We start from the raw sequence: 15,373 nt of genomic DNA, 5'->3' as shown, positions 1-15,373 counted from the left end.
GGGCCGCCTGCCGACGCAAACAACACATCAGGCTGCGCGGTTTATGCGGCCGTTATAAAGAGCGCGCTAAGATGAGTACATTCTTCCTGCAACAGTTAATTAATGGCTTAACGCTGGGCTCCGTCTACGGACTCATCGCCATCGGTTATACGATGGTGTACGGCATCATCGGCATGATTAACTTCGCCCACGGCGAAGTGTATATGATCTCTGCCTATCTCTGCGCGATTGGCCTGGCGCTGCTCTCCTTCTTCGGCCTGCAGTCGTTCCCTCTACTGATCCTCGGCACGCTGGTATTCACCATCGTGGTCACCGGAGTGTATGGCTGGACCATCGAGCGCATTGCCTATAAACCGCTACGCAACTCCACCCGTCTGGCACCGCTGATCTCCGCCATCGGCATGTCGCTTATCCTGCAAAATTACGCGCAACTGAGCCAGGGGCCGCGTCAGCAAGGGGTGCCCACCATGCTGGATGGCGTGATTCGTCTGCATCTGGGAGAGGGGTTCGTGCAGATTACCTATACCAAAGTATTCATTCTGGTCGCCTCCTTCGCCGGGATGTTATTGCTCACCTGGATTATCAGCCATACCCGGCTGGGACGCATGTGTCGTGCGGTACAACAGGATCGAAAAATGGCCTCCATTCTGGGGATAAATACCGACAGGGTTATTTCTCTGGTATTTGTCATCGGCGCGGCAATGGCCGGTCTGGCCGGGGTGCTCATTACCATGAATTACGGCACCTTTGATTTCTACGTCGGGTTTGTGATTGGTATCAAAGCCTTTACCGCCGCGGTGCTCGGGGGGATCGGCTCTTTGCCCGGCGCGATGCTCGGCGGGCTGATTCTGGGGGTGGCCGAAGCTCAATTTTCCGGCATGGTGAACTCGGACTACAAAGATGTGTTCTCGTTTGGGCTGCTGGTCATGATCCTGATTTTCCGCCCTCAGGGGCTGCTCGGCCGCCCTGTCGTGGCCAAAGTGTGAAGGAGAAAACGATGACATCACACGGTTTCTCCCTCAAGCGCTGCCTGCTGGACGCGATGTTTTCCGGGCTGATCGCATTGATTATTTTTGGCCCGATTGCAGGTGTGGTGCTGGACGGATATAGCTTTAACTTTGCCGGACAGCGCCTGGCCTGGATGGTCGGCACAGTGATGGTTGGGCGTTTTCTGCTGAGCGTTTTTTTAAGTACCGCTGCCGGGGCCCGCTTTCAGGCGCGGTTCGAAGCCGACAGCGTGGGGGTATATGTTCGCCCGCCGGAATACAAAAGCCGTCTGCGCTGGGTTATTCCTCTGGCGATCGCCCTTGCGATCTGCTTCCCGTTCGTCGCCACCAAATACCTGCTGACGGTTGCTATCCTCGGTCTGATTTACGTCCTGCTCGGCCTCGGCCTGAATATCGTCGTGGGTCTGGCCGGACTGCTGGATCTGGGGTATGTCGCCTTCTACGCCATCGGCGCTTACGGGCTGGCGTTGGGGTATCAATATCTGGGACTCGGATTCTGGAGCATGCTGCCGCTGGCGGCAATTATGGCTGCGGCTGCCGGTGCCCTGCTCGGCTTCCCGGTGCTGCGCATGCACGGCGACTACCTGGCGATTGTGACGCTCGGGTTCGGGGAAATTATCCGTCTGGTGCTGAACAACTGGCTAACCTTCACCGGCGGGCCTAATGGCGTGTCAGCGCCGCCGCCTACGTTTTTCGGACTGGAGTTTGGTCGACGCGCCAAAGAAGGTGGCGTGCCATTTCATGAGTTTTTCCATCTGACGTACAACCCGAATATGAAGTTTATCTTTATTTATGCGGTGCTGTTTCTGGTGGTGCTGCTGGTGCTTTATATCAAGCATCGTCTGACGCGAATGCCGATTGGCCGGGCATGGGAAGCCCTGCGGGAAGATGAAATCGCCTGCCGCTCCATGGGCCTCAACCATGTGCTGGTTAAGCTTTCGGCCTTTACGCTGGGCGCGTCAACGGCCGGGATTGCGGGCGTGTTCTTTGCCACCTATCAGGGTTTTGTGAATCCAACCTCATTCACCTTTTTTGAATCTGCGCTGATCCTCGCCATCGTGGTACTGGGCGGTATGGGCTCCACGCTCGGAGTCGTGCTGGCAGCCTTTGTGCTCACCGTGACACCCGAGCTGTTGCGCAGCTTTGCTGAGTATCGCGTCCTGCTGTTTGGCATGCTGATGGTGGTGATGATGATCTGGCGTCCGCGCGGGTTGATCCGCATTAACCGCAGCGGGTTTGCCGTGCGTAAGGGCGTGGCGCCATGAATGGAACGATTTTAAGCGTAGAGCACCTGATGATGCATTTTGGCGGGATCAAGGCGCTTAAAGACGTCAATCTCGACGTGCAGCGCGGTTCAATTACCGCCCTTATCGGCCCAAACGGCGCTGGCAAAACCACCGTCTTTAACTGCCTGACCGGCTTCTATAAAGCGTCCGGCGGGAACATTCTGTTTAATGCACGCAACAGAACGACCAACGTCATTCAGGTACTCGGGCAAAAATTCCAGCCGGACGACTGGATTCACCCTGCACAGTTGGGGCAGCGCCTTTTCTATAAGATGTTTGGCGGGACGCATCTGGTTAACCGCGCCGGGCTGGCACGCACCTTCCAGAACATTCGTCTGTTCCGCGAGATGTCGGTCGTGGAAAACCTGCTGGTCGCACAGCATATGCGCGTTAACCGTAATTTGCTCGCCGGGATCCTCAATACCCCCGCTTACCGACGGGCAGAGAGCGACGCCCTGGACAGGGCCTTCTACTGGCTTGAGGTGGTGGATCTTGTGGAGTGTGCCAATCGCCTGGCGGGCGAGATGTCCTACGGCCAGCAGCGGCGTCTGGAAATCGCGCGCGCCATGTGCACCGGACCAGAGATGATCTGTCTGGATGAACCCGCCGCCGGGCTCAACCCGGTTGAAACGCTCAATCTGAGCAACATCATCCGTTTTCTGCGCGACCACCACGGCATTACGGTACTGTTGATTGAACACGATATGGGAATGGTGATGGAGATTTCGGACGACATCATTGTGCTCGACCATGGAGACGTCATCGCGAGGGGAAAACCCGAGCAGATCCAGCATGATGAAAAAGTGATCGCCGCATATCTGGGCACCGATGAAAGCGAGGTCAATCTATGAGCGAACCGATGCTGGCCTTTCGCGAGGTGGACGTGTTTTACGGCGTGATCCAGGCGCTGAAACAGGTAACACTTGAAGTAAACAAAGGGGAAACCGTGGCGCTGATAGGCGCTAACGGCGCGGGTAAATCGACATTACTGATGTCTATCTTCGGCCAGCCGCGTATTCGCAGCGGGCAGATCGTGTTTTGCGGAGAGGACATTAGCCATAAATCGACCCACTATGTCGCCTCCGAAGGCATTGCCCAGGCGCCGGAAGGACGACGCATTTTTCCCGATATGACCGTGGAGGAGAACCTGCTGATGGGGACCATCCCCATTGGCAGCCAGTTTGCAACGGAAGATATGCACACCATGTTTGACCTCTTCCCTCGCCTCAAAGAGCGGCGTAAACAGCGCGCGATGACCATGTCCGGCGGGGAACAGCAGATGCTGGCCATCGCCCGGGCGCTGATGAGCCGCCCTAAACTCCTGTTACTGGATGAACCCAGCCTCGGCCTGGCCCCGATTGTGGTGAAACAGATCTTCCAGACGCTGCGCGAACTGGCCCGCAACGGGATGACCATTTTTCTGGTGGAGCAGAATGCGCACCACGCGCTGAAGCTTTCTGACCGCGGCTACGTGATGGTTAACGGGCAGATCCGCCTGAGCGGCAGCGGTGAGGAGTTACTGGGGAATCAGGAGGTGAGGAAGGCGTATTTGGGCGGGGTGTGATTTGATATGAAAGGAATCCATAAAAGTAATTTCATATAAATAACAATGAGATATTCACGACAGGTATAGCACGCAATGCCTTGAGACGGCCTGAGTTTGTTGATTTATTAGTCTCTGACAATCACGTCAAACTCACTGAAAAGGAGCTTTCAGAATGGCTATACCCGCATATCTTTGGCTTAAAGATGACGGCGGTGCAAACATTACAGGTTCTGTAGATGTTCAGCACCGTGAAGGTAGTATTGAAGTTCTTGGATTTGGACATGGTTTGCACCTTCCTACTGATAGCGCAACCGGAAAAATCACAGGTACACGAGTTCACTCCGCATTAAATTTTGAAAAAGAATTCGATTCATCAAGCCCATATCTTTATAAAGCTGTGGCGCATGGGCAAACGTTACAATCAGCGGAATTTAAGTGGTACAGAATTAACGACGCTGGGCAGGAAGTTGAATACTTCAATATGTATCTTGAAGGGGTAAAGGTAGTGTCTGTATGCCCCGTCATGCACGATGTGAAAGATCCTACGACTGAAAAGCACAACCATCTTGAAAGCATATCTTTGCGTTATGAACGCATAACCTGGAAGCACTGCGACGGCAATATTATTTTTACTGATTCTTGGGCAGACAGATGATCCGTTGCTATTTTCATATGAATAATGGGCAGCTATCGTCACTAAGTTGTCCTGGTGTGGGTTTTTTCGCCGCCTATTCAGGCAATAAAGGGAAGCACAGAAACAACCCAGATTCTATAGCAATCGCCAAAAGGGGGCCTCTTCCTCCGGGTAATTATTACATTGTTGTAAGATCTCGGGGTAATCTTAAAAACCGTACCAGCAATTGGATGAAATCAATTCGAAGCGGATCGGACCGTGACTTATGGTTTGCACTCTTGCGTGAAGATGAACGGATTGATGACACTACTTTTATAAATAAAGTTGAGCGAGGATCATTTCGTCTACACCCGGCAGGAAGCAGTGGCAACAGTGACGGGTGTATAACGCTTGTCTCTCTCAATGATTATATGGTGCTTTGGAGAGCGCTTGTCAGAACCCCATCAACGATGATCACCCCTCAACTACGTGCATTTGGCACTATACAGGTCTACTGATGAAACCCGTTCACTCAGTGCTTATCTGGCTTGCCGAATTGAGCTTCTTAAGCATTCTTTACTGTATATTCTGTTACTTCACGCCTGATTTGGAGCTATATGACTGGTATGTAGAAAAGTATGGGTTTGTTATCGAAGAGGATTTTCTGGATTACTACACATTAATTCTCTATTTGATAGCGATTGCAGTAACTACTGCATGTATATGGCTGATCGCCATCGTACGAACAAAGAGATATTGATTAGCGCATTGTGAAAGAAATAAAAAAACCGCCTTAAGGGGCGGTTTCACGACACTGCTTATTGCTTTGATTATTCTTTGTTTCCCATGGTACCCGGAGTGGGACTTGAACCCACACAGCGCGAACGCCGAGGGATTTTAAATCCCTTGTGTCTACCGATTCCACCATCCGGGCTCGGGAAGAAAGTGGAGGCGCGTTCCGGAGTCGAACCGGACTAGACGGATTTGCAATCCGCTACATAACCGCTTTGCTAACGCGCCGTAAAACTTTTTAAACTGACACCCGCTATTGCGCATGTCTTTAATCTGGAGCGGGAAACGAGACTCGAACTCGCGACCCCGACCTTGGCAAGGTCGTGCTCTACCAACTGAGCTATTCCCGCATGTCATCAAGTTAACTGCTAACCACTTGATTTCATTATCGTCCGGCTAACTGTGCCGCCGTTCGATGCGTTGCATTCTACTGATATGACGTGATGAGTCAACGTTATTTTTTGCATCCCCGGATCGTTTGCTGAAAATTACGGCGAAACGATCACTGTTCAAGCAAATCTCCGCGCGCCGCGTTCAAATATTGCAGCATTGACCACAGGGTCAGCACCGCGGCAACCCACAGCAGGCCGATTCCCGCCCACTCTACCCAGGCGTTCGGACGCCACAGCATCCAGACCAGCGCCGCCATTTGCGCGGTGGTTTTCACTTTACCGATCCAGGATACCGCCACGCTGCTGCGTTTACCCAGTTCAGCCATCCATTCACGCAGTGCAGAGATGATGATCTCGCGTCCAATCATGGTGGCGGCTGGCAGTGTCACCCACCAGGTATGGTAATGTTCAGCCACCAGCACCATGGCAATAGCCACCATCACTTTATCGGCCACCGGATCGAGGAAAGCACCAAAACGGGTGCTTTGGTTCCAGCGGCGCGCCAGATAACCATCAAACCAGTCGGTGACCGCGGCAACCAGGAAAATCAGCGCACAGGCAAAAGGGGCCCAGACAAACGGCAGATAAAACGCGAGTACAAAGAACGGGATAAGCACGACGCGAAAGAGAGTGAGCAACGTAGGGATGTTATATTGCATAATGACGGTAACTATTTGTTGTCAGTAAAATTTAGCTCTATGTTGCTACAGAGCCCTCAATGTTTCAACGAGTAGTAGATCTTTTCTGCCAGCCCTTGCGAAATACCCGGCACTTTTGCAATTTCCTCCATGCTGGCGTTGAGTAATCCTTGCAATCCGCCCATATACTTCAGCAGCATCTGGCGACGTTTTGGCCCAACGCCTTCAATGGTCTCCAGCGTGCTGGTGTTTTTCACCTTCGCCCGTTTTTTACGGTGACCGCTAATGGCGTGATCGTGTGACTCATCGCGAATATGCTGAATAACATGCAGCGCCGGGGAATCCGGCGGCAGGCTAAAGCCCTCACCTTCCGGCTCGAAGAACAGCGTCTCCAGCCCGGCTTTACGATCGGCCCCTTTTGCCACCCCCAACAGCAGGGGATGGTTTTTATCCCAGCTGACATCCAGGGATTCAAAGACCGCCTTCGCCTGCCCGAGCTGCCCTTTTCCGCCGTCAATCAGGATCACATCCGGGATCTTGCTCTCTTCAATGGCTTTACCATAGCGACGACGCAGCACCTGATTCATTGCCGCATAGTCATCCCCCGGGGTGATCCCAGTGATGTTGTAGCGACGATACTCAGCACGCAGCGGACCGTTCGCATCGAACACCACGCAGGAAGCAACGGTCTGCTCCCCCATGGTATGGCTGATGTCGAAACATTCCATGCGTTTCACTTCCGGCAATTTCAGAAGCGTCGCCAGAGCCGTTAAACGCTGGCTCACCGTCGACTGCTGGGAAAGTTTGGTGCTGAGCGCTGTCGCGGCATTGGTACGCGCCAGCTTCAGATAACGCGCACGGTCGCCGCGCGGTTTGGTCTGGACATTCACCCGGCGTCCCGCCAGCTCGGATAAGGAATCGGCCAGCAGGGTTTTATCGGCAAGGTTAAAATCAAGCAGGATCTCCGACGGCAGCGTGCGCATCTGGCTCCCCTGCAGATAAAACTGGCCGACAAAAGTTTCAACCACTTCACCCAGCTCCGTACCGCCTGGCACTTTCGGGAAATAGCTGCGGCTGCCGAGCACTTTGCCCTGACGAATAAACAGCACATGCACACAGGCCAGACCGGCATCAAAGGCAACGCCGATCACGTCGAGATCGTCACCGGTGTTCGAAACAAACTGTTTCTCCGTCACCCGGCGCACCGCCTGAATCTGGTCACGTATGCGCGCGGCCTCTTCAAACTCCAGCGCGGCGCTGGCTTTCTCCATACGGGCAATCAGTTGGGTCAGGACCTGATCGTCTTTACCGGCTAAAAACAGGCGCACGTACTCAACCTGCTGCGCGTACTCTTCTTCACTCACCAGCCCGGCGACGCAGGGCCCCAGACAGCGGCCAATCTGGTACTGCAGGCACGGACGCGAGCGGTTACGGTAGACACTGTTTTCGCACTGACGAACAGGAAAGATTTTTTGCAGCAGCGCCAGCGTCTCACGCACGGCATAGCCGTTAGGAAACGGCCCAAAGTATTCACCCTTCGCATGTTTCGCACCACGGTGCATCGCGAGCCGGGGATGGGTATCGCCGCTCAGAAAAATAAACGGGTAGGATTTATCATCCCGGAGCAGAACGTTATAGCGCGGCTGATAGAGCTTAATATAGTTGTGCTCAAGCAGGAGTGCTTCTGTCTCCGTATGGGTGACGGTGACATCAATATTCTGGATGAGCGCGACCAGCGCTTCAGTCTTACGGGAGGCAAGGTTGCTGCGAAAATAGCTGGAGAGGCGTTTCTTGAGATCTTTCGCCTTCCCCACGTAGATAACCGTACCGCCAGCGTCATACATGCGATAAACGCCAGGCTGGCTGGTCACGGTTTTCAGAAATGCTTTTGAATCAAATACATCACTCACTGACTTAATAACGTCTCCGCATTACACAGACCATGACGGATGGCAAGATGAGTCAGTTCAACATCACCGTGGATGTTCAGTTTACTGAACATCCGATAACGATAGCTGTTCACCGTTTTCGGGCTGAGATTCAGTTGCTCCGAGATCTCATTTACCTTCTGGCCTTTGGTGATCATCAGCATAATCTGCAATTCACGCTCAGACAAACTGGCAAACGGAGATTCGGTTTTCTCCGGCTCAATCTGGCTCAGCGCCATTTGTTGCGCAATGTCGGAAGCAATGTAACGCTGGCCGGCAAAGACGGAACGAATCGCGTTCACCACTTCCTGCGGCGCGGCGCCTTTACTGAGGTAACCTGCCGCCCCTGCCTGCATCACCTTCGCAGGAAGCGGGTTTTCGGTATGTACGGTCAGCATGATGACTTTTGTGTCAACAAAGGTACGCGCGATTTTGCGTGTTGCTTCAAGCCCACCGATACCGGGCATGTTCATATCCATCAGCACCACATCGGCTGAATTGGTGCGGCACCATTTAACGGCATCTTCGCCACAGCACGCCTCACCGGCAACTTTAATACCTTTTATATCTTCAAGAATGCGTCGTATCCCTGCGCGCACCAGTTCGTGGTCATCAACAAGAAGGACGTTGATCAAAGGGAATGTCTCCAGAATAGGGATAACGCTACTGAGTGATAATTGGCTTTATATTAACGTTTTTCCTCACAAGATTAAAACGTTAAAAAACCGGCTATTCGATTTCGCTCGCGTTTTTGGAAATTAGCCTGTACAGATGCTGGAAAGAAAGCCCGCGCGGTGAGCGCTTGTACGGCTTTTTTTAAGCATCTGTATTCAAAAAGTTACAAAAATTCCTACCCCGTCACGGTCAAAAAAACAGTTCTCAAATTTTTGTAACAATAATTAACGGCAAGCGAACCGGCCATAAACAATTAATAATCTTCGACCCTGTACAGTTTACTGGCACGCGGTGTTTATGCAAATAAACACCCTGCGGAAAAGTATGAAAAACAACCGCTGCATTTTTTGGAACAGCTTGTGGTATACTCCGCCGCCTTGACTTGCATCATCGCGCGCGAGCGCTGTTTTATAACGAGGAAAATAAATGAGCACACCTGAATTTGCAACTGCGGAGAATAGCCAGGAACTGGCCCAGGAAGTCAACTGCCTGAAAGCCCTGCTGACGCTGATGTTACAGGCAATGGGTCAGGCTGACGCCGGACGTGTGATCATTAAAATGGAAAAGCAAATCGCGCAGATGGAAAACCAGGCTGAGTCAGCGGTATTTGCCAATACCGTTAAGCAAATTAAACAAGCCTACCGTCAGTAAAAAAAACGGCTGAATGTGTTGCATTCAGCCGTTATCTCGTCTGGCACGCAGAACGTTCTCTCTGCTCAGATTAACCCTGTCGCCGCCGCGTAACACGCAATCTGCGTCTTGTTTGGCGCGTTGAATTTCTTCTGCATATTCTTCTGATGGAAGTTAACGGTATTCTCCGAGATAGAGAGAATGATCGCTATTTCCGCTGATGTCTTCCCTTCCGCAGTCCATTTCAGAATTTCCCGCTCACGTTTGCTGAATTTCATTTCGGGTGGCATCACCATCTCATCTTCAAAACGCAGCAGGCTGGTTAACGCCATTTGCAGCAGCATCTGCAACCGCAGCTCTAATTCTTCGCTGGTGACCGCGCCCGCCTGAACGCTGGTACACGAAACGGACAGGAAACCGAGCGCGTGATTTGGCAGCATCAGGCACTGTGTTATTCCCTTACGCAAGCCATGGTCGCGTGCGCCATTCCATAATGCCTCAGCGTCCGCGAATAATTCATCCGTCCAGGGTAAATGGCCCTGAATGAAATTCTCCGGTTTGAGCACCGGATCAATGGCGAAATAATTCTCTGACTGATATTGCGCCATCCACCGTTGTGGATACGTGGCGTGTACAGATATCCTGGGGCGCGTAAATGGCACAGGATGGCGTAGACAGAGTGCGTAATAATCAAATTCGAGCGCCTGAGTTTGTCGCTGTAGTTCCTGATATACCTCACTGGCACTGGTCAGTGCCTGAAACCGGAGGAAGCAATCCCGTCGCCAGGTGAAAAAGTCTGAATCCTTCATACTTACTAAATGAAGCCTCTGAAATGATATTCATTATTAAGGTGAATATAACCTAACACATAAAACTTATTTCTAACCACAAAATATCGGCAATAGCACAATTAACTTTAGTTTTGATAAGGTTTATCTGTACTGAGCGGAATAAAAAACATAGCAGACGAAACCGCGAGAGAATAATTTGCTCCAGAAGAAAAATCTGGAGCAAATGCGTGCAAAAATGCTACTGCATAAGGAATTTTTCAAGGAATTGACGGGTTCGCGGCTGCTGCGGGTTGGCAAATAAACTTTTTGCCGGCCCCTGCTCCACAATCCGTCCTTGATCCATGAAAATAGCCCGGTCGGCGACGTCACGGGCAAAGCTCATTTCGTGAGTCACAATGACCATGGTGCGTTTTTCCTGTGCCAGCTGACGAATAGTGTTAAGCACCTCGCCCACCAGCTCAGGATCAAGCGCAGAAGTGGGTTCGTCAAAGAGGATCACATCCGGGCGCATTGCCAGCGCGCGGGCTATCGCCACACGTTGCTGTTGCCCGCCCGAAAGACGACGCGGATAGCTGGTCTCTTTCCCTGCCAGCCCCACTTTGGCAAGCAGTTCACGCGCGCGTGCCGTGGCTTCCTCTTTTGGTTCACCTTTCACAATCACCGGACCTTCAATAATGTTCTCCAGCACCGTCCGGTGCGGGAACAGATTGAAGCTCTGGAAAACAAACCCCACGTGCTGGCGCAGCTGGCGGATCAGGCCTTTTTGCTGGCTGATTGATTTACCGGTATCAATGGTGATTTCCCCAACCCGAATGGTGCCTCCCTCCGGCTGTTCAAGCAGGTTAATGCTGCGCAGCAGCGTGGTTTTTCCTGAGCCGCTCGGGCCGATAATCGCCACCACTTCACCCTGCTCCACCTCCAGATCGATCCCGTGGAGCACCGTTTGCCCGTGGAATTTCTTCACCAGGTTTTTAACGTCGATAGCACTCATTTTGGATCACGCTCCTGGCGGTTAAGCTGGTTTTCAAAATAGTTTTGCAGGGCAGACAGCACCGTTGCCATCACCCAGTAGATCAGCGAGGCAGCAAGATACATGGTAAACACTTCAAGCGTGCGCGAGGTGATAAGCTGCGCCTGACGGAACAGCTCCGGCACCTGAATCGTCGCCGCCAGCGAGGTGTCTTTCACCAGGCTGATAAAGCTGTTGCTGAGCGGCGGCAACGCCACCCGCGCCGCCTGCGGCAGAATGGCCCGGCGCAAGGTTTGCCACGGTGTCATACCGATACTGGCCGCGGCTTCCCACTGCCCTTTATCAATCGACGAAATTGCCGCACGCAGGGTTTCCGAGGTATACGCCGCCGTATTAAGCGACAGCCCAATCATCGCTGCCGGGATCGGGTCCAGTTCAATCCCGAACTGCGGTAAACCGTAGTAGATCATAAAGAGCTGCGCGATAAGCGGCGTGCCGCGAAACACAGAGATATAAAAGCGAGCCAGCCAGCGCACCGGCCAGACGGGCGACATACGCATTAAGGCCAGCACAAACCCGAGGACCAGGCCGAAGAACATGCCACCAATACTGAGCTGTAAGGTGAACACCGCGCCTTTCAGCAGGAACGGCAGCGAATCGATAACCAGTTGAATACTTTCTTGCATTATTATTTTTCGACCTGATTTTTAGACATGAGGATGATAGGCAAACAGCGCGGGCGCGCCGCCGGTGTGCACAAATAAAATCGGGCCTTCATCCTTAAAGCGTTTCTGCGCAATGCCATCAATAAGCCCGGCCATCGCTTTGCCCGTATAGACCGGATCCAGCAGTATGCCCTCAAGGCGCGCCAGCAGTTTAACCGCTTCCATTCCCTCTTCGTTCGGTGTGCCGTAACCCGGCGCAAAATAGTCGTCCCACAGCAGAATATCGGCCTTTGCCTTCAGCTCCAGCTGGTCTGCCACCGCCTGCTGCAAGCTCACCACTTTGGATTTCTGATCCGCAACGCTGCGCGATACCGTCACACCAATCAGCTCAACGTCCGGCAGCAGGTGCTCCAGCCCGACGGCCAGCCCCGCGTGCGTGCCCGCACTGCCAGAGGCAACCACCACTGACGAGAGGCTCACCGCCCCTTCGCACTGCTGAGCAATCTCCAGCGCGCTTTCCACATACCCCAGCGCACCCAGCGCATTCGAGCCGCCCACCGGAATGACATACGGACGAAAGCCCTGTGCTTCAAGGCGTGTGGCCAGCTCATCGAGCTGTGCGGTCGGGTCGGTCAACGCATCGACCATTTCAACCTGCACGTTAAAGAGATCCAACAGCAGACGGTTACCGTTGGTCAGGTAGTTCTCTGCCCGTGTACCGATTGGGTTTTCCAGCAACGCCACGCAATGCAGCCCAAGTTTTGCCGCCACCGCCGCCGTCTGGCGAACGTGGTTGGACTGAATCGCCCCTGCGGTGACGAGCGTATCCGCCCCTTCACGCAGCGCGTCAGCCGCCAGAAACTCCAGTTTGCGCAGCTTATTGCCCCCCATCGCCATTGGCGTCACGTCATCACGCTTAATAAAAATATCGCGTCCTAAATAGTCTGAAAATCGCGGCAGATACTCCAGCGGCGTCGGCGCGCCGATAAACTCCAGGCGGGGAAAGCGCGTTAAATTCTGTAGTGACATGGGTTCTCCGGTAACTCAGACAAAATGTGATATTTTTCATTATGCACGCAGACGCGTAAGAAATAAAAAAGGCGCTTTTAAAAGCGCCTTTTTTTAACGTCAAAGACTTATTTGGTGACGTCTGCCCCAAACCACTTCTCAGAAAGCGCTTTCAGGCTGCCGTCTTTTTGCATATCCGCAATGGCGGAGTCGATCGCCTTGACCAGGTCTTCATTACCTTTACGGACAGCAACCCCGGATTCCTGACGAGAGAACGCATCACCGGCGACCGCCAGGGTGTTGTTGGTTTTCTTCACCAGATCCAGTGCCGCCAGACGGTCAACCAGGATGGCATCGATACGGCCAACGCGGAGATCCTGGTATTTTGTCGGGTCATCATCATAGGTGCGGATATCCACACCCTGAACGTTCTGGCGCAGCCACTCTTCGTAGTTGGTTCCCAGACCGACACCGACTTTTTTACCTTTCAGATCCGCGGCCGTTTTGATTGAGCCTTCGTTACCTTTCTTCACCAGCGCCTGGATACCGGACACGGTGTACGGCGTGGAGAAGTCATACTTCTTCTTACGCTCGTCAGAAATGGTCACCTGGTTAATCACCACATCAATACGTTTGGAATCCAGCGACGCCAGCATACCGTCCCATTTGGTCGGTTTCAGGGACGCTTTCACCCCAAGGTGTTTAGCCAGTTCTTCCGCAAATTCCACTTCGAAACCGGTCAGTTTACCGTCATCACCCTGGAAGCTGAACGGAGGATAGGTTCCTTCCAGCCCGACCAACAGCGTACCGCGCTCTTTCACTTTGTTAAGCAGGTTCTCTGCGGCGAAGGTTTTCACGCTCATTCCCGCGACCAGCGCAACGGCCATAACGCCCATCAGCGCCTGACGACCCAGAAGTGCTAATTTCATAAGTACCCCGATATAGTGGAATTTTTGTGTAGTGTAGAGAAATCGCCTGCAAGGTCAAAGGCGACTGCGCTACATCTTATTCTTTTTTAATATATATCAGAAGTTGTCCCGGCGTGGGCTTTCTGCTTTACCGCCGCCGGCATTTGGACCTTATATTGTGCGTACTTGCGCAGCGCAATACGGTAGTTATTGGTACTGGTCGCAGGCAGCCACGGCTCCAGGTTTTCATCCAGGTAGCCGGTCTTGAGCAGATCGCGGGAAATGTTATTCACGGTCAGATGTTGCCCGAGGCGACGCAGGCGAACCACGTATTCGCGAACGGTCCCGTGACTCATCTCGGTCTGTTCAAACAGGAACTGTTTGAAACCGATAATATCGAAGAAGTCGCTTTGCTCTTTGCAGTGGAGATCGCCACAGAAACGGCAAAGCGCCACCCACTCTTTCTGCTCTTCGAGCCACGCGGCTTCGTCCATCAACGTGTCGAGACGAGAAATCGCAATTTTGTTGACGATTTCGCCACGACGAACCAGCGTGATACGATCGAGTAACTTGTTACAGTGGGCGCAATGCGTCTGGCTGTGTTTAAAGTCTTTCAGGTAGCGGCTTAAAGGCCGTCTTTTAGATTGCTGCACCGTCATGATAACTCCTGGTTGTCAATACGTTGTGCGGCATTTTTCAGGTGAATCAATCACCTATAACTTACCCAGCTTGGTTCGTAAGCGTTTGATGGCCTGGCTGTGCAGCTGGCTTACCCGCGACTCTCCCACTTCCAGAACAGCGCCAATCTCTTTGAGATTAAGCTCTTCCTGATAATAGAGGGTTAACACCAGCTGTTCGCGCTCTGGCAAAGCTTCAATGGCTTCCATCACGCGCTGGCGTAAATTACCTTCCATTAAATGGTGTAACGGGTTTTCTTGCTGATGCTCATCCGTCACCAGCTCGATGCTATCGCCATGCTCTTCGCGCCACTCGTCATAAGAGAAGAGTTGGCTATTATTGGTATCGAGCAACATCTGACGATACTCTTCAACAGGAATACCAAGCCGTTCCGCCACTTCCGTTTCCGTCGCGTTGCGTCCCAGTTCCTGTTCCAGCTGCCCCATCGCATGCGCCACTTCGCGCGCGTTGCGGCGAACACTGCGCGGCACCCAGTCCCGGCTGCGCAGCTCGTCCAGCATCGCACCACGAATACGCTGAACTGCGTAAGTGGTAAATGCCGTTCCTTGCAGAGCGTCGTATCGGTCAACTGCATTCAATAACCCGATACCGCCCGCCTGTAGCAGATCGTCCAGTTCCACGCTCGCCGGCAAACGCACCTGGAGGCGCAATGCTTCGTGACGCACCAGCGGGACATAACGCTGCCACAGCGAGTGTTTATCCATTACACCTTCAGCGGTATAGAGTGAATTCACGATAAACAGCCCTGCGTTAGTTGAGTTATCGGCATGATTATCCGATTCTGCAGGGCGTTCAATTGGATGAATAGTGGGTAAAATAAGGGGT

The 15,373-nt window shown here is 52.8% G+C and carries 18 protein-coding genes and 3 tRNA genes; 8 read left to right on the top strand and 13 right to left on the bottom strand.

Features of this window, described 5'->3' with window-relative positions; translation table 11 throughout:
- The first annotated feature begins 71 nt into the window (after window positions 1-71).
- The 6 genes from ECL_RS06805 (at window position 72) to ECL_RS06780 (ending at window position 4,970) form a co-directional block, all read left to right on the top strand.
- Window positions 72-986 carry an ABC transporter permease subunit gene (locus tag ECL_RS06805; protein ID WP_013096033.1) on the top strand — a complete coding sequence of 305 codons (915 nt, stop codon included), beginning with the start codon at window positions 72-74 and terminating at the stop codon, window positions 984-986.
- A gap of 11 nt (window positions 987-997) precedes the next feature.
- Window positions 998-2,272: a high-affinity branched-chain amino acid ABC transporter permease LivM gene (gene livM, locus ECL_RS06800; protein ID WP_013096032.1), complete on the top strand. Its 1,275-nt coding sequence runs from the start codon at window positions 998-1,000 to the stop codon at window positions 2,270-2,272.
- On the top strand, window positions 2,269-3,144 hold the full coding sequence (locus ECL_RS06795) for an ABC transporter ATP-binding protein (RefSeq protein ID WP_013096031.1): 876 nt from the start codon (window positions 2,269-2,271) through the stop codon (window positions 3,142-3,144). Before livM ends, ECL_RS06795 begins: the two co-directional genes overlap by 4 nt.
- Window positions 3,141-3,857 (top strand): ABC transporter ATP-binding protein, encoded by a 717-nt coding sequence (locus ECL_RS06790; protein WP_013096030.1) that lies wholly within the window; start codon window positions 3,141-3,143, stop codon window positions 3,855-3,857. Before ECL_RS06795 ends, ECL_RS06790 begins: the two co-directional genes overlap by 4 nt.
- Before the next feature lie 154 nt (window positions 3,858-4,011).
- Window positions 4,012-4,494, top strand: a complete 483-nt coding sequence (locus ECL_RS06785; RefSeq protein ID WP_013096029.1) for an Hcp family type VI secretion system effector — start codon at window positions 4,012-4,014, stop codon at window positions 4,492-4,494.
- Window positions 4,491-4,970 carry a DUF2778 domain-containing protein gene (locus ECL_RS06780; RefSeq protein WP_072036482.1) on the top strand — a complete coding sequence of 160 codons (480 nt, stop codon included), beginning with the start codon at window positions 4,491-4,493 and terminating at the stop codon, window positions 4,968-4,970. Before ECL_RS06785 ends, ECL_RS06780 begins: the two co-directional genes overlap by 4 nt.
- Window positions 4,971-5,299: 329 nt before the next feature.
- On the opposite strand, the gene ECL_RS06775 is transcribed toward ECL_RS06780, so the two are convergent.
- The 6 genes from ECL_RS06775 to uvrY all read right to left on the bottom strand — a co-directional run bounded on the left by ECL_RS06775 (window position 5,300) and on the right by uvrY (window position 8,837).
- Window positions 5,300-5,386, bottom strand: a tRNA-Leu gene (locus tag ECL_RS06775).
- A gap of 12 nt (window positions 5,387-5,398) precedes the next feature.
- A tRNA-Cys gene (locus tag ECL_RS06770) sits at window positions 5,399-5,472 on the bottom strand.
- A gap of 46 nt (window positions 5,473-5,518) precedes the next feature.
- A tRNA-Gly gene (locus ECL_RS06765) sits at window positions 5,519-5,594 on the bottom strand.
- Window positions 5,595-5,746: 152 nt separating this feature from the next.
- Window positions 5,747-6,295 carry a CDP-diacylglycerol--glycerol-3-phosphate 3-phosphatidyltransferase gene (pgsA, locus tag ECL_RS06760; protein ID WP_013096028.1) on the bottom strand — a complete coding sequence of 183 codons (549 nt, stop codon included), beginning with the start codon at window positions 6,293-6,295 and terminating at the stop codon, window positions 5,747-5,749.
- A 56-nt stretch (window positions 6,296-6,351) separates the two neighbouring features.
- The gene (gene uvrC, locus ECL_RS06755) at window positions 6,352-8,184 is read right to left on the bottom strand and encodes an excinuclease ABC subunit UvrC (protein ID WP_013096027.1); all 1,833 of its coding nucleotides are present in this window, start codon (window positions 8,182-8,184) and stop codon (window positions 6,352-6,354) included.
- On the bottom strand, window positions 8,181-8,837 hold the full coding sequence (gene uvrY, locus ECL_RS06750) for a UvrY/SirA/GacA family response regulator transcription factor (protein WP_013096026.1): 657 nt from the start codon (window positions 8,835-8,837) through the stop codon (window positions 8,181-8,183). Before uvrY ends, uvrC begins: the two co-directional genes overlap by 4 nt.
- A 399-nt stretch (window positions 8,838-9,236) precedes the next feature.
- Between uvrY and ECL_RS27940 the strand changes: the two genes are divergently transcribed.
- Window positions 9,237-9,317 carry a hypothetical protein gene (locus tag ECL_RS27940; RefSeq protein WP_418250438.1) on the top strand — a complete coding sequence of 27 codons (81 nt, stop codon included), beginning with the start codon at window positions 9,237-9,239 and terminating at the stop codon, window positions 9,315-9,317.
- Window positions 9,304-9,528: a DUF2594 family protein gene (locus ECL_RS06745; protein ID WP_013096025.1), complete on the top strand. Its 225-nt coding sequence runs from the start codon at window positions 9,304-9,306 to the stop codon at window positions 9,526-9,528. The genes ECL_RS27940 and ECL_RS06745 overlap by 14 nt, the downstream gene beginning before the upstream one ends.
- Before the next feature lie 65 nt (window positions 9,529-9,593).
- Here ECL_RS06745 and sdiA read toward each other — a convergent pair whose 3' ends face one another.
- The 7 genes from sdiA to ECL_RS06710 form a co-directional block, all read right to left on the bottom strand.
- Window positions 9,594-10,316 carry a quorum-sensing transcriptional regulator SdiA gene (sdiA, locus tag ECL_RS06740; RefSeq protein WP_013096024.1) on the bottom strand — a complete coding sequence of 241 codons (723 nt, stop codon included), beginning with the start codon at window positions 10,314-10,316 and terminating at the stop codon, window positions 9,594-9,596.
- 220 nt (window positions 10,317-10,536) lie between these two features.
- Window positions 10,537-11,289, bottom strand: coding sequence for an L-cystine ABC transporter ATP-binding protein TcyN (gene tcyN / locus ECL_RS06735; RefSeq protein ID WP_013096023.1), 753 nt, complete (start codon window positions 11,287-11,289; stop codon window positions 10,537-10,539).
- Window positions 11,286-11,954: a cystine ABC transporter permease gene (tcyL, locus tag ECL_RS06730; RefSeq protein ID WP_013096022.1), complete on the bottom strand. Its 669-nt coding sequence runs from the start codon at window positions 11,952-11,954 to the stop codon at window positions 11,286-11,288. Before tcyL ends, tcyN begins: the two co-directional genes overlap by 4 nt.
- A 21-nt stretch (window positions 11,955-11,975) precedes the next feature.
- On the bottom strand, window positions 11,976-12,962 hold the full coding sequence (gene dcyD, locus ECL_RS06725; protein WP_013096021.1) for a D-cysteine desulfhydrase: 987 nt from the start codon (window positions 12,960-12,962) through the stop codon (window positions 11,976-11,978).
- Window positions 12,963-13,069: 107 nt separating this feature from the next.
- Window positions 13,070-13,870 (bottom strand): cystine ABC transporter substrate-binding protein, encoded by an 801-nt coding sequence (gene tcyJ, locus ECL_RS06720; RefSeq protein ID WP_013096020.1) that lies wholly within the window; start codon window positions 13,868-13,870, stop codon window positions 13,070-13,072.
- A gap of 86 nt (window positions 13,871-13,956) precedes the next feature.
- On the bottom strand, window positions 13,957-14,508 hold the full coding sequence (gene fliZ / locus ECL_RS06715; RefSeq protein ID WP_013096019.1) for a flagella biosynthesis regulatory protein FliZ: 552 nt from the start codon (window positions 14,506-14,508) through the stop codon (window positions 13,957-13,959).
- Between the two features lie 54 nt (window positions 14,509-14,562).
- Window positions 14,563-15,282 (bottom strand): RNA polymerase sigma factor FliA, encoded by a 720-nt coding sequence (locus ECL_RS06710; protein WP_013096018.1) that lies wholly within the window; start codon window positions 15,280-15,282, stop codon window positions 14,563-14,565.
- Window positions 15,283-15,373 lie beyond the last annotated feature (91 nt).

It is taken from the genome of Enterobacter cloacae subsp. cloacae ATCC 13047, assembly GCF_000025565.1.
Classification (GTDB): domain Bacteria; phylum Pseudomonadota; class Gammaproteobacteria; order Enterobacterales; family Enterobacteriaceae; genus Enterobacter; species Enterobacter cloacae.
Note: the sequence above shows the minus strand (reverse complement) of the source record. Positions and strands in the feature narration are given on the sequence as shown.

Bases quoted from the DNA above. Each gene is read 5' to 3' on its own strand.
- ECL_RS06805 (WP_013096033.1), top strand. From the start codon at position 72: ATGAGTACATTCTTCCTGCAACAGTTAATTAATGGCTTAACGCTGGGC.
- livM (WP_013096032.1), top strand. From the start codon at position 998: ATGACATCACACGGTTTCTCCCTCAAGCGCTGCCTGCTGGACGCGATG.
- ECL_RS06795 (WP_013096031.1), top strand. From the start codon at position 2,269: ATGAATGGAACGATTTTAAGCGTAGAGCACCTGATGATGCATTTTGGC.
- ECL_RS06790 (WP_013096030.1), top strand. From the start codon at position 3,141: ATGAGCGAACCGATGCTGGCCTTTCGCGAGGTGGACGTGTTTTACGGC.
- ECL_RS06785 (WP_013096029.1), top strand. From the start codon at position 4,012: ATGGCTATACCCGCATATCTTTGGCTTAAAGATGACGGCGGTGCAAAC.
- ECL_RS06780 (WP_072036482.1), top strand. From the start codon at position 4,491: ATGATCCGTTGCTATTTTCATATGAATAATGGGCAGCTATCGTCACTA.
- pgsA (WP_013096028.1), bottom strand. From the start codon at position 6,295: ATGCAATATAACATCCCTACGTTGCTCACTCTCTTTCGCGTCGTGCTT.
- ECL_RS06745 (WP_013096025.1), top strand. From the start codon at position 9,304: ATGAGCACACCTGAATTTGCAACTGCGGAGAATAGCCAGGAACTGGCC.
- sdiA (WP_013096024.1), bottom strand. From the start codon at position 10,316: ATGAAGGATTCAGACTTTTTCACCTGGCGACGGGATTGCTTCCTCCGG.
- tcyN (WP_013096023.1), bottom strand. From the start codon at position 11,289: ATGAGTGCTATCGACGTTAAAAACCTGGTGAAGAAATTCCACGGGCAA.
- tcyL (WP_013096022.1), bottom strand. From the start codon at position 11,954: ATGCAAGAAAGTATTCAACTGGTTATCGATTCGCTGCCGTTCCTGCTG.
- dcyD (WP_013096021.1), bottom strand. From the start codon at position 12,962: ATGTCACTACAGAATTTAACGCGCTTTCCCCGCCTGGAGTTTATCGGC.
- tcyJ (WP_013096020.1), bottom strand. From the start codon at position 13,870: ATGAAATTAGCACTTCTGGGTCGTCAGGCGCTGATGGGCGTTATGGCC.
- fliZ (WP_013096019.1), bottom strand. From the start codon at position 14,508: ATGACGGTGCAGCAATCTAAAAGACGGCCTTTAAGCCGCTACCTGAAA.